Source organism: Corynebacterium pygosceleis (assembly GCF_016595275.2).
In the GTDB taxonomy this organism is placed as follows: domain Bacteria; phylum Actinomycetota; class Actinomycetes; order Mycobacteriales; family Mycobacteriaceae; genus Corynebacterium; species Corynebacterium pygosceleis.
This window is the reverse complement of the sequence record NZ_JAENIQ020000001.1, coordinates 1-12,827: the sequence shown is the minus strand read 5'-3', so window position 1 is coordinate 12,827 and position 12,827 is coordinate 1. Positions and strand designations below refer to the sequence as shown.

Sequence of the window (12,827 nt, the reverse complement as noted above, 5' to 3'; positions counted from 1 at the left end):
CGTGAGGAGTCCGCCGACAGTGGAACACTGGAACCTCGACCACCCCGAGATCGGCCGAATCGAACTCACCCTCGGCAGCCCCGGTGAGCTGCGTGAACTGGACCCCGGCTGGCCGATGAACAAAGAGGACATCGAGGCCGTCGAGGAATCCGGGGGCAGCGTCGACAAACACGCGAAAAAGGAAGCGGAGTGGGCGGAGAGCGCCACCTTCGGCGCCACGATTATGTCCTCCTTCCTCAAAGGCGCCGCCGAAACCGCGGGAAGAACACCACTGGTGAAAAGCCGCGGCGACAAAATCGACGCGGTGAACGCGCGGGCACGGGATGCCGTGACCACCGGCGTCCTCATCACCGTCGGCGGCGCCATCCGGGGCCGCCTCCCCGTGGCCCAGACGATCACGGTACGGATCGACGAACGGATCTCCTCCGGGACCTACAGCCGGGCGGTGAAGAACAAGAGCGTTCCCTGCCTGAAAATCGACAGAAACGCACTCCACGAGATCCGCTCCGTCCTGTTCCGTAGGAATGACGAGATCATCGAATTCACCCCACCCCCCCGGACCACCCGCCGAGGACCGCTACCGGCAGATGGAGGAGACCGCCTGGAAAAGGCTGCTCTACCCGTTGGCGGCGGGCCTCGGTAAAGCGGGCTGGGCCATCGCCGCCCTGGTACTGGTCCCACTCATCGGCCGCATCATCGGGGCGATCCTCGACTGGATCTTCGAACGTCTGCCCGACGTCGACATCCCCTGGCCCGACATCACACTCCCGTCCATCCCGTGGCCGGACATCAGACTGCCCTCCATCCCCTGGCCCGACGTCACACTGCCGTCCATCCCGTGGCCCGACTACGAGATACCGGGATGGCTGGAATGGCTGCTCGAACACCCCAAAGTATGGTCGCCCATCGTCATCGGGATCGTCATCGGACTGATCTCACTGCGCAACAGCCGCAAATCCCGGGAGACCCGGAGACGTTGGGAGCGGGAACAGGTCGGGAGCGGTCCCGCGAAGAAGCAACCGGGGGAGTTGTCCGGGCGCGGCGGGGCCGGGGAGGCACCCGGATCGCCACCGGAACCGGATGATCCCGACGCGCGGTGAAACCGCTTGCGGGCCAGTGCCCCACAGCGTAAAGTAAGTGATCCTGTGGTCAACGTACGACCCACCACAGGACTGCGGAACCCACCGATTGACCTGAGGGAAACCGGGAGGAACGCAGGATGCAAGGGGCTGATATGGTTTCGACTTCGTGCATCAAGCCAGGGGAAGCGTGCCGGTGCAGGCTAGAGACCACCGTAAGCGTCGTAGCAACCTCATAAGCGCCGAGAACACTCAGCGCGACTACGCCCTCGCTGCCTAATACCAGCGACCGCGTGTCTGTCGGCCCAGGTTCGTCCCTGACCTGGTAGCCGGCATCGATCAAGGGACTTGCCGTCCGGCCGCGTCAGCGGGGCCGTACGGGACTCCCACCGCTGACTGGGCCCATCATCCGGAACGTGTTCGTCCGAGCCGGAGGGCCGAGCAGAGATCAGGCGCGAACTGCGCACGGAGAAGCCCTGGCGCGATTGCGGAGGACCCGGGTTCAATTCCCGGCAGCTCCACTTTGGGGAAGTGTAGAACTCTTTTGGCAGAGTTCGCACTTCCCCTTTTTTCTGTCTAGTCAGATTCTGTAGAGTAATTTCGCTTCCATAATCCTGCTAGTTGTTGTATTTTTGACTTGACGCGTGCGCATGACTCTGTCCCCACATTGCCTGGCTGGTATTTCCTGCATTCAGGAGCGGTATTTCTAAGTAGTTTAATGCTACTAGCCTTCGTCTAGTGGTGCGTGGATTTTGATTATCATGCAGATCGCAATTATCGCGGTGACTTATGTGCCGCATAGTGGTACCAGTCCCTAGGCTGAAGTGAGTACAATGGAAAGCTATTCGCAAACGTATCGTTCGCCAGAAAATAGGCTCATAATATGATATTAGGTTCAGCTTAGCTAGTGTGGCTTCTTAGGATATTTGTGTTAGTCAGTGGCAAAGAAAGATTCAGTGTAGACAAGCTCAATGTATGTCCTATATTGCAGTGGGATTCACTCGGTGCAGTATTTTCCGTGTGAGTTGAAGTAGGCAAGGATGTTTGAATTCTTCACCAAGTGGGAGGAATCGTAGCGATGAGACACACCTCAATGGATTCGATCAAGAAGTCGCCGTGGAGCCTCATCCCACTTATTCCTGAGTATATTGAAGCTGAACACAGTGGCTACGTCTCGGCACTCAAAACAGCACTTGAAGATGATGAAATCCGTAACATCGCACTGTCTGGCAACTATGGTGTAGGTAAGAGTAGCATCTTGCGGAAGCTCGGAAAGCTGCTTAGTAGTCGTGTTGTTGAGCTCTCTCTGTCGACGCTTGCGCCGATTGAGTTAGCAGACAACGAGGAATCAGTGCCTATACCTAGTCAGGCGATGACCCCGACCAATCGCATCCAGCAGGAGATTGTCAAACAACTGCTTTACAGGGAGAATCCCAGTAAGACTCCAGCATCGCGGTTTCGTCGAATCCGAGGTTTTCAGTGGTGGAGAGAGGCGGTTATTGCCGTCTTATTGGGTTTCGTCGGTACCATCGTTTTCCTGCTGACGGGCTGGACCGACGAGATTGCAGGGACCTTCACAGCCCTGAATATTCCAGCAGATCGTCTCCACTTAGTGATTTGGGTAATTATGGCAATTGCCATACTGACATTCCGACGGTTGTTCTACGGGAAGATTCGTATTAAACAGTTCTCGGCGGGTGCTGCGACGGTTACACTTGATGATAATTCTGTTTCCTACTTCGACCAGTATCTTGATGAGATTATCTATTTTTTTGCTGTGTCTAATTGTGATGTCGTGATTTTCGAGGATATCGATCGTTTCAATGACTCACATATTTTTGAGACTTTGCGTGCGCTCAATGCTTTGCTCAACGCCTCGCCTCAGGTTAAGAAGCCAATTCGCTTTATCTACGCAATTAAGGACAGTATATTTGACCGAATTGGTCTGGAATCGGAAGGGCGTCATTTCGAGACAAGTGAACTTTCAATTGAGGATCCGGTACAAGCGGAGGTAGTGCGTGCTAACCGGACTAAGTTTTTCGATCTCGTTATTCCGGTGGTTCCTTTCATTACACATCGCAGTGCTCGGAACCTCGCAACCCAGTTGCTGGGGGAGATCGAACATGAAGTTGAGCCGGAGTTGCTCGATTTGGCTATGGAATATCTTCCTGATATGCGGTTGTTGAAGAATATCCGCAATGAGTTTATTGTTTTTCGCGATCGAATCTTCTCAGGCGACGGTGGGCAACTCGATTTGAGCGAAACGGAACTGTTCGCGATGATGCTCTATAAGAGTACGCACCTCACAGACTTTGAGATGATTAGACTCGGTAAGAGTAACCTGGACACCCTATACGAGCTTAGCCGTAAATTGGTAGCTGATAATATAAAGCGGGTCGAGGGCGAACGTCGAAAACTCGCGAATCAGCTTACGGAAATCGATGGGGTAACAACTCGAAGCCGTCGACTCGGAGAAAGTCTCTTGGCACATGTTAAACGGGTTGCGGTTGCTATCGGTTGCTCTAGATCAAGTGAGAAGTATCAATTTGAGGGTGACCGTATATCCGTTGATGAACTCAAAAGCGCGCAGTTTTGGAAAAGTTTCGTTTATTCTGAGGAACCCCTCAAAGTAGAATTGCGTGGTGATTATTCTTATCAGGATATGTCATTTACTCGGGACTATCTCGCAGCGGAACTGGGCGATCCACTTAATGCCGAAGAATGGGATGCTTCAATCCGTGACAAACTAAACAAAGATATAGAAAAGAAGACCGAAGACATCAAATTCCTACGTAGTGCTGACGTCGGTGAGCTAGTGGGACGTCCTGACTTTCATTTCGCTCATGAAGGGCAGGAACAGTCACTTGCTTCGATAGCCGAGAAACTGCTGAAATCTGGGCTCGCATATCGACTAGTTCGGTCGGGATATCTTAACCGCAATTTCACGCTTTACACGTCCACCTTTCATGGTGACCGAGTGAGTCCAGCAGCGACCAACTTCATCATCCACCACATTGAACGTGACCTGATGGATGTGCACTTTGAGCTTGGGTCAGAGGATGTCGACGCTGTAATACGGGAACGCGGCAGGAATGCGCTGAAGGACCCGGCGATCTACAACATTGCGATTCTTGATCGCATCCTTGAGACGGACGAAGCCGCAGCCGATATCATGATTCTTTCGCTAGATAGCTTAGGGGAGAGACAGACGCAGTTCCTGCAGGCATACCTGACCGCCGGCGCCCATCGTCTGCAACTTATCCAGAAGTTTACGAAGTTCTCTTCGCAAGTGCTTATTTATCTTGTGAACATCGCAGAACTAGACAAAGCTTCGTTACTTGAGCTAATGGATGTCGCACTGGCAAATCTCCCGTTAAAGACGCAACGCACGGATAAGCGGGTCATCGAATATCTGAGAATGCACTACGCGGAGTTCTCCGTACTCATAACTGATGGAACACCAGACCAGACAGACCGAGTCGGAGAGCTCTTCGCTAAGGCGAATATCAAGCTACCTCGTGTGGCACCCCTCTCTCCAAATGCGCGTTCGTCGTTTATCTCACGCAGTCTGTATGACATTACGCATGAGAACCTGGCCATCGCTATTAAAAATGAAGAGACTGTAGCGCTAGACGTTATTCGAGCGGCAAATGAGACGGTCTATGATTATCTCCTTAAGAACATGGGTACTTATCTGCGTACGGTCGAGGGAATATCTGTAACGGTCAATACGTGTGAGCAATTCGTATCCGTACTTGAAGATCTGCTCGAGCAAGGGGATCCTAGACTAGTTGAGCAGGATATGAATATCTTAGCCGGTATAATTGAGCATGCCGCGCCAGCGTGCCATGTATCGAATCTTAGTGACATCTCTGAACACGCATGGTCGGCGTTGGCATTACATCAGCGGTTCCCCGCAACATTCGACAACGTGAGGCTATACGTTGATACCTTTGGAGTCGATGAGAACCTTGCGTTGTTACTGTCTCAAACAGGCGCAATCACTGAGGTTGAATCGGTTGAAGAAGACAAGAAATCCACGTTGGCGACTAAGATTCTTGCATCGCAGGAGGTTCTGCCGGACGCGACGACGCGAGCGAACCTTGTTGCGAGCTTGGAACTGGTTTATCATCTCGATATTCAAGAGATTGCTGCCGAGAAGGGGAATCTGTTTACGTTACTGCTAAAGCACAATATCATCGAAGATACCGCAGAGTCGTATGATCCCCTTGTGACAACTGATTGGCCAACACGAAGAGCATTCATTCTTGAGTCAAAAAACTTCGTAAGATACATGACACCGAAGCTAGTGGAACCGGATCTGATGGTAATCTTGGCCGACGATGAAATTAACGAATCAATCAAGCGTGCAATCGTGGAGGGGTCTGTAGACTACCTCAAGCATGTTAGGCAAGAAGAGCTAAATGAATTGGCACGACTAGCTGTGCGGTATGAGTGGATTATTCCTCCCGGTGTCCTGCTAGATATGGCAAAGGAAAAAGTCATAACAGAGTACATGGTGTCTCTCCTTGAGCCACATCTCAAGTATCTTAAGTTCGACGAACTTACCCCAATTCTAGAGGCGATGGGCGGAGCGTACTCGAAGCTGACAAACAAAGGAATAGACCGTCCGCACGTTGCAAATACTCGAGCAAACAAAGTTCTTCTTAATTGTTTGAAAAGGCACGGTATTGTCAGTTCGTATAATTGTAGAGATGAAGATGTCGACTCACCTATCATGGTGTATAAGAAGCATGAATAACGCGTATTTATGAGCCGCGTTGGGTAGGAGTGAGGATAATTAGAAACGGTGCAGATATAGTAATCCATGCTCCCAATCATTACCGCAGAACTCATAGAAACAGATACCAAAAAATAGTGCTTTTCCCTGAAGGAACGATGCACGAAATAGAAACTTGGCCATTTGCATCAGCCAGCCGACAACATTCGGCCTTGATTCAATCCGATATATCAGACCTCTGACGGAATAATAGGGCTGTGGTAATGGTGATGGGGCTCGTGTAGTGCAGGGTGCCGTCGTTGGCGGTGAGTTGCTTTTTCCTCGCTCTGATACGCGGGCATCCTGCGAAAGCAGTTTAAGCGGTGAAAACTGGCAAGAATGTCGTATCTGCGATGAACATCGGTTTCACGTTCACCGCCTATTCCTGGACCCTCACACGTACATTCAAGGTGCGCTCGCCGACTCTCAGTTTGGCAATAACGTCATCCTAATCACGGATTATTTGTCTGGCTATGTAGACTTTAATCACGGCACTGCCGGTCATTGAGCTCAAAGGATGACCAACGATACTACGTACTTTTTTAGGGCTAAATGAACTCGCGGGAACATCCTCATCGAAGATGGCAAGTAAAAGGGTGAAAAATTGATTGTGAAACGCAACAATAACGGCGTGCAAAAGACAGGGGGAGAAGTTTGCGCAATGTTACGGAACTTGTTTCCCTAGAGAGCATTAACGAATATATGAACCGCGTTGTTACATTTCTATTTTAATCGTGTTGCGGGTAGAGTTTCGTGGCGGGGATGTCAATTGACAAATAATCTGTGCTTAACAAATAAATAGTCGCTGTAAACAAGGAGATCGACATGTGCCCCCTGAAGTCCACAAAACCGCTTAGCTCTCATCGCAGCTAGGGGGTTTCTTCTTTCAGGTGGTGGATGTTTCTGCGCACTATTTTGACCTCATTGAGGTGTTTCTGCGGCCGGGCCGGTTCTGAACTCTTCGGAGGTTTGTGCTCTCCATCAACAGGCGGGGGCAGGTATGGCCGGCGGGTTGGGTGAGTCGGTCGTGCCCGGCGGCGTGGGGCGGGCCGGGTTCGGATACGGTGCGCCCTGATCGCTCGGATGTCCTTTCCGTTGGTGACGGGGGCTTGTTTCCCGGTCGGAGACCTGTGGAGATCGTAGCCTGACTCCCCGGCTCAGTCACGAAGCCAAAAAAAGACCCCGCTCTCCGGCGACGCTGACTGTCGGGGAGCGGGGTCTTGCCCGTTGCACGGTGATGATTTAGCTGCGTTCGGTGCCGGTCTTGTAGACGTTGACGTCGACTCCCGCGAACTCTGCGTCGTCGAGGTCGACGCCCGCGTTGGCGGGGGTTCGCTTGGCCCCGAAGAAGAGGAGGTTGAGCAGGATCGCGGTGAAGGCGCCGGTGGTGATGCCGGAGTTGAACACGGTGCCGAACCAGTTGGGGAACTGTTCGAACAGGGACGGGTGCATGACCGGAAGCAGGCCCATCGTCAGGGAGACCGCGATGACGAGGACGGAGTTCTGGTTCATCTTGAGCTTGGTCAGGGTCTTGATACCGGAGGCCGCGATCATGCCGAACAGTGCGGCGGTGGCCCCACCCAGAACCGGGGTCGGGACGGCGGCGATCACCGCGCCGAGCTTGGGCAGCAGGCCGAGCACCACCAGGATGGCGCCCGCGCCGGCGACGACGTAGCGGGACCGCACCCGGCTCATGGCGAGCAGACCGATGTTCTGGGCGAAGGCGGTGTAAGGGAAGGTGTTGAACACGCCGCCGAGCATGGTGGAGAAGCCGTCGGCGCGGAGGCCGTCGGCGATCTGGCGGGGAGTGGCCTTCTTCCCGACGATCTCGCCGGCGGCGAGGAAGTCGCCGGTGGCCTCGACGAGGGTGACCAGTCCGACGAGGACGAGGGCGATCACGGCGGACACCGGGAATTCGGGGAATCCGAAGTGGAACGGCGTGGCGACGCCGACCCAGCGCTCCTCACCGACACCGGAGAGATCGACCTTGCCCATGAATGCGGCGACGACGGTGCCGACGGCGAGTCCGATGAGGACGGAGGTCCGGGCGATGGCGACGGGCGCGAAGCGCTCGATGATGAGGACGACGAGGAGAGTGAACAGTCCGAGGCTGATGTTGGCGACGCTGCCCGCGTCATCGCCGTATCCTCCGGCGATGTTGTTCGCGGCGACGGGGATCAGGGAGAGACCGACACAGGTGATGACGCTGCCGGTGACCAGTGGCGGGAACATCCAGAGTATCCGGGCGAACACCGGGGCCATGAGGAACATGAACAGGCCGCAGGCCAGGACGGATCCGTAGATGGCGGCGGGGCCGTAATTGACTCCGATGACGATCATCGGGGGAACGGCGGTGAAGGTGCAGCCCTGGACGATGGGCAGGCGTGCACCGAGGCGCAGGAAGCCGACGCACTGGAGGACCGTGGCGATACCGGCGACGAGGAGGTCGGCGGTGATCAGGTAGGGGAGGTCGGACGGTTGCATGCGGCCGGCCTCGATCATCGCGCCGCCCAGGACGAGTGGAACCGCGACGGCCCCGGCGTACATCGCCAGAACGTGCTGGAAGGACAGTGGCCACAATTGTGCGGCCGGCGGGATCTGGTCGACGGGATGGACGGAGTTGTCGGGGGTGTCGAGTGCTGTGGACTCGTTCTTCGGGGAGCTCAACGTGGCGGACCCATCTGATCAAAAGTGGTCGGGGGATACGGTGGGACCACCGTCGGATCTTTCACCGGCGGTGGTCACGTCGACCCGGGGCCGGGTGTCGTTCTTCCCCGGGCCGGTGCCTGCTGGAGACACTGGTTGAGACTTTAGTACGAGTTGTCTGACAGGACTCAATAATTACCGTGAGAACACCCTGTCGTCCCGTGCCCCGGGATGGGGAAGGCCCCGCCGGGACGGTGCATCCGGCGGGGCCTCGACTCTGGGTGGCTTCGGTCTAGCTGGAGGCGTCCTCGTCTTCGTCGGGGTCGATCTCCTTCTTGGACAGGCTCATCAGCGCGTCGACGTGCTTGGGGAATTCACCGACGTGGAACTTGGTGGTGTCGGAGTCGTCGGCGAGGTTCATCAGTGCGACGTTGGCGTAGTCGGTGACGAGCAGGTACTCGGGCATCTCGGTCTGTGCGGCCAGGGTCTGCAGTGCTCCCTGGATGGCGTCCTCCAGGTTGGAGCCGGGCTTCTTCATGACGCCCGCGATGACGCCGGGCCAGTAGACGGACAGGGGATTGTCGGAGCCCTCGGACAGGCGCTCGGCCTCGTCGAAGCTGGTGGCGACGCGGTCCGGATCGGTCCCGAAGGCCTGGAACAGGCCGGTGAAGAACTGGCGGACGTCGGTGTCATCGATCTTGGCGTCGCCGCCGGCGAAGCTCTTCGCGCGGTCGGCGCGGGCGTCCGCGAAGACGGTCAGGTTGTCGACGATGGTTTCACGGTCCAGGTTGTATTCTTCGTTGCTCATGGTCGACGAGTGTACGTGCGTGTTCCGGAACCCGCACCCCCGGGGAACATCGGAAGCCCGTTGTGTCGTGGTAGCTGCTCGGCGGATGCGGCCGGTACACGATAAGGTCTGGGGTATGAAACCTGAGCGAGGGATGTCGCGGGTCCGGTGGTCCCGGGTGTTCCTCACGGAATGTGGTGGGGTGTGGTCATGAATCTCGAGGATCTGACGGATAGCGCACAGAACTATCTGAAGAGCCTGTGGACGCTGTCCGAGTGGACCGGTGGCGCGGTGACCCCCTCGGAGGTTGCGCGGCACCTGGATCTGCGGCCGTCGTCGGTGTCGGACCAGATCCGTCGTCTGACGCTCGCGGGCCTCGTCGATCACGCACCGTACGGTTCCGTGACCCTCACCGAGGAGGGCCGCGCGCTGGCGTTGCAGATGGTGCGGCGCCACCGGCTCGCCGAGACTTTTCTCGCGGAGATGCTGGGCTACGAGTGGGATGAGGTGCACGAGGACGCCGACCGGCTCGAGCACGCGATCTCGGAGAAGATGCTCGAGCGTATCGACGCCGCGTTGGGGCACCCGGAGCTGGATCCGCACGGTGACCCGATCCCGTCCTCCGACGGTGGGCTACCGGACCGCATTCTGCGGCCCCTGGTGGACTGTTCGGTGGGGGACCACATACAGATGAGCCGGATCCGCGATGCGGACCCGGCGGTGCTCCGGCACCTCGGGAGTCTGGGGATCGTCCCCGGTGCGGAGTTCGCGGTGACCGACACCGGTGCGACGTCCGGCGTCATGCTCCTGAGGTCGGGGGATCCGGGGCGTGACATTCCGCTCGCCCGGGACATCGCGGCGAGTATCCGGGTGCTGCCCGTGTCCGGCCGGCCGGCCGACGGGGTGTGAAACCCGTCGGTCAGTCCCCGTCGGCGTTCAGCGGAACCGGTCTCCAGTAGCTCCGCGCGGAGTGGACGAGGGGATCGGGGCGGTCGCCCGCGATGTACGTCTCCACGCACTGGGCCAGCACGATCCGGGACCCGCCGACCGGGATGGTGGTGAGGATCCTCGCGCGCAGCGTGGCGCCGAGACCCCGGATCACCGGAAGCCCTGTCGGGCCCGGCAGGTGATGGACACCCTCGAACCTGTCGATCCCGGACGTCGAGAAGCGTCGTGCCAGGTGGGCGTCATCGACGCCGAGGGCATGGACCATCACCTCCTCCGCGGCCTCGACCGCGGGCCAGGAGGAAGATCCGGCCTGGAGGGAGAAGAGCAGGGTGGGCGGATCGAGCGCGACCGACGCCACCGACGATGCGGTGAAACCCACCGGCCCACCGTCCCCGTCGGTGGTGGTGATGATCCACACCCCGGACGCGCAGCCGCGGAAGAACGTTCTCAGACCTTCGCCTGTGGGCAGTGCGTCTGAACTCATTTCTCGTCGATCCGGGTTCCCGCCTTGGCTCCGGACCTCAGGGAGTAGATCTCCTCGACGGAGATGACCACGGCGTGCTTCGGGGTGCCCATCCCGTTCTCCTTCGCGAAGGCGACGGCGTTGTCCCAGGCCGGGCCCTCGTTGAACAGCTCGGCGGTGCCGATGAACCGGTATCCGTCGAGTGCCTCACGGTCGATGACGGCGACGGCGAGGCGGGAGCCGGCCTCGATGTTCGCGAGGTGCTGGCCGCCGGTGTTCTCGTTGAAGATCAGGTGCGTGTCATCGAGGACCCTCAGTGAACGCTTGGGGCCGATGTTCGGGGTGGTCGGGTCGGTGACCGTCGCGAGAATCGGCAGCTGTGTGCCCAGCATCTCGCGCATTTCGGTGGTGATGACCGGCATTGTTGGTTCTCCTTGGAGCGTCGGGTACGGTTACCGGCGTCAGTATAGTTCGTTGGGCCGTAAATGAAAGTTCGTGAAGGTGTCGCCATGTCGGAACCTCATATCGTCTACTTCTCATCCGTCTCCGGGAACACCGCCCGATTCGTCGACAAGCTGGGCATTTCCGCCGAACGGATACCACTACGGCCGAAGGAGTCCCCGCTGGAGGTCACCGAGCCCTTCGTGCTGATCGTCCCGACCTACGGTGGGGGATCCAGGGCGAAGGCCGTTCCCAGACAGGTCATCCGGTTCCTCAACAACCCGGACAACCGCGCACTGCTCCGCGGCGTGATCACCAGTGGAAACACGAACTTCGGCGAAGCCTTCTGCTGCGCCGGCCCCATCATCGCCGCCAAATGCGGCGTGCCCGAGCTCTACCGCTTCGAGCTCCTCGGAACCACGAGGGATGTCGAACGTGTCCGCTCCGGGCTCATCGATTTCTTCAACGACCTCCCCGCAGATCGGGTGAGTGTCGACGGTTGACCCCTGAAAGAGAGAAACACATGGCAATCACTGAATCACTCACTCCTCCCCAGTGGCGCCCGGGGGAGAGTCGGCCCCTCCGCCCCGTGAACTGGAACCGTCTCGACGACGAGAAGGATCTGGAGATCTGGCAGCGTCTGACCGCCAACTTCTGGCTCCCGGAGAAGGTGCCGCTCTCGAACGATCTCGGGCAGTGGCGCAACATGGACGAGGACACACGCCAGCTCACGGTGAAGGTGTTCACCGGGCTGACCCTCCTCGACACCGTGCAGGCCACCGTCGGGGAGATCTCCCAGATCCCCGATGCGCGGACCGAACACGAACAGGCCGTCTACGCGAACATCGCCTTCATGCAGGCGGTCCACGCCCGCTCCTACTCATCGGTGTTCAGTACCCTGTGCTCCACCACCGAGATCGACACCGCCTACGGGTGGGCCACGGACAACCCGCTCCTCCAGCGGCGGGCCACCGCCGTCATGGAGTACTACTACGGTGATGATCCCCTGAAACGCAAGGTCGCGGCGACGTTGTTGAGTTCACTGCTCCTCTACGCGGGCTTCTATCTGCCGCTGCGGTTCTCCGCGCGGGGCCAGATGATGAACACCGCGGACATGATCCGGCTGATCCTCAGGGACAAGGCGGTCCACGGCTACTACTCCGGATACAAGTACCAGCGGGGTCTGGACGCCCACCCTGAACGGCGCAACGAGATGGAGGAGTTCACGGGGAACTTCGTCGACGAACTGCTCCGCATGGAACTGGACTACTCCTCGGACCTCTACGCCGGGTTCGACATCATCGAAGGTGTGATGGCCTTCGTCCACTACAACGCCGACAAGGCTCTGATGAACCTCGGCTACCCGGCCCGGTTCGAGAAGGAGTCGGAGAATGTCGAACCTGACGTCCTCGCGGCACTGGCTCCGGAATCGAGTGAGACGCACGACTTCTTCTCCGGTTCCGGATCCTCGTACGTCATCGGCCGCGCCGAATCGACGGAGGAGTCCGACTGGGATTTCTGACGTCGGTTAACCGGACGTTCACGGGGGACAAGGGCCGTCACCGTCGGATGCGTCATCCGGCGGTGACGGCCCTTTTTTCCCCGGGCCTCGGCTCTCCGTCTGTGTCGTCGAGGGCCGTGGGTGTGTGTCCGTCATGTCGGGACAATTCGCTACAAATGCCT

General features: G+C 57.8%; 10 protein-coding genes and 1 other RNA gene. 7 read left to right on the top strand and 4 right to left on the bottom strand.

Annotated elements, in window-relative coordinates; translation table 11 throughout:
* Positions 1 to 19 precede the first annotated feature (19 nt).
* The 4 genes from JIM94_RS00055 to JIM94_RS00040 all read left to right on the top strand — a co-directional run bounded on the left by JIM94_RS00055 (position 20) and on the right by JIM94_RS00040 (position 5,841).
* On the top strand, positions 20 to 643 hold the full coding sequence (locus JIM94_RS00055) for a hypothetical protein (RefSeq protein ID WP_200254013.1): 624 nt from the start codon (positions 20 to 22) through the stop codon (positions 641 to 643).
* Complete coding sequence (locus JIM94_RS00050; protein WP_200254011.1) at positions 588 to 1,100, top strand: hypothetical protein; 513 nt, start codon at positions 588 to 590, stop codon at positions 1,098 to 1,100. Before JIM94_RS00055 ends, JIM94_RS00050 begins: the two co-directional genes overlap by 56 nt.
* A gap of 125 nt (positions 1,101 to 1,225) precedes the next feature.
* Positions 1,226 to 1,603: a transfer-messenger RNA gene (ssrA, locus tag JIM94_RS00045) on the top strand.
* A 569-nt stretch (positions 1,604 to 2,172) separates the two neighbouring features.
* On the top strand, positions 2,173 to 5,841 hold the full coding sequence (locus JIM94_RS00040; RefSeq protein ID WP_200254009.1) for a YobI family P-loop NTPase: 3,669 nt from the start codon (positions 2,173 to 2,175) through the stop codon (positions 5,839 to 5,841).
* A 1,260-nt stretch (positions 5,842 to 7,101) separates the two neighbouring features.
* Here JIM94_RS00040 and JIM94_RS00035 read toward each other — a convergent pair.
* Entirely contained in the window at positions 7,102 to 8,526 is a 1,425-nt protein-coding gene (locus JIM94_RS00035) for a nucleobase:cation symporter-2 family protein (protein WP_200254007.1), read from the bottom strand.
* Between the two features lie 271 nt (positions 8,527 to 8,797).
* Complete coding sequence (locus JIM94_RS00030) at positions 8,798 to 9,313, bottom strand: type IIL restriction-modification enzyme MmeI (RefSeq protein ID WP_200254005.1); 516 nt, start codon at positions 9,311 to 9,313, stop codon at positions 8,798 to 8,800.
* Positions 9,314 to 9,502: 189 nt separating this feature from the next.
* Here JIM94_RS00030 and JIM94_RS00025 point away from each other — a divergent pair, with 189 nt between their 5' ends.
* Positions 9,503 to 10,201, top strand: a complete 699-nt coding sequence (locus tag JIM94_RS00025; RefSeq protein WP_200254003.1) for a metal-dependent transcriptional regulator — start codon at positions 9,503 to 9,505, stop codon at positions 10,199 to 10,201.
* A 10-nt stretch (positions 10,202 to 10,211) separates the two neighbouring features.
* Here JIM94_RS00025 and JIM94_RS00020 read toward each other — a convergent pair whose 3' ends face one another.
* Positions 10,212 to 10,724 carry a flavin reductase family protein gene (locus JIM94_RS00020; RefSeq protein ID WP_200254001.1) on the bottom strand — a complete coding sequence of 171 codons (513 nt, stop codon included), beginning with the start codon at positions 10,722 to 10,724 and terminating at the stop codon, positions 10,212 to 10,214.
* Entirely contained in the window at positions 10,721 to 11,125 is a 405-nt protein-coding gene (locus JIM94_RS00015) for a pyridoxamine 5'-phosphate oxidase family protein (protein WP_200253999.1), read from the bottom strand. The genes JIM94_RS00020 and JIM94_RS00015 overlap by 4 nt, the downstream gene beginning before the upstream one ends.
* Positions 11,126 to 11,212: 87 nt before the next feature.
* Between JIM94_RS00015 and nrdI the strand changes: the two genes are divergently transcribed.
* Both nrdI and nrdF read left to right on the top strand, forming a co-directional pair.
* Positions 11,213 to 11,647 (top strand): class Ib ribonucleoside-diphosphate reductase assembly flavoprotein NrdI, encoded by a 435-nt coding sequence (nrdI, locus tag JIM94_RS00010; protein WP_234039785.1) that lies wholly within the window; start codon positions 11,213 to 11,215, stop codon positions 11,645 to 11,647.
* Positions 11,648 to 11,667: 20 nt separating this feature from the next.
* The gene (gene nrdF, locus JIM94_RS00005; protein ID WP_200253995.1) at positions 11,668 to 12,666 is read left to right on the top strand and encodes a class 1b ribonucleoside-diphosphate reductase subunit beta; all 999 of its coding nucleotides are present in this window, start codon (positions 11,668 to 11,670) and stop codon (positions 12,664 to 12,666) included.
* Positions 12,667 to 12,827 lie beyond the last annotated feature (161 nt).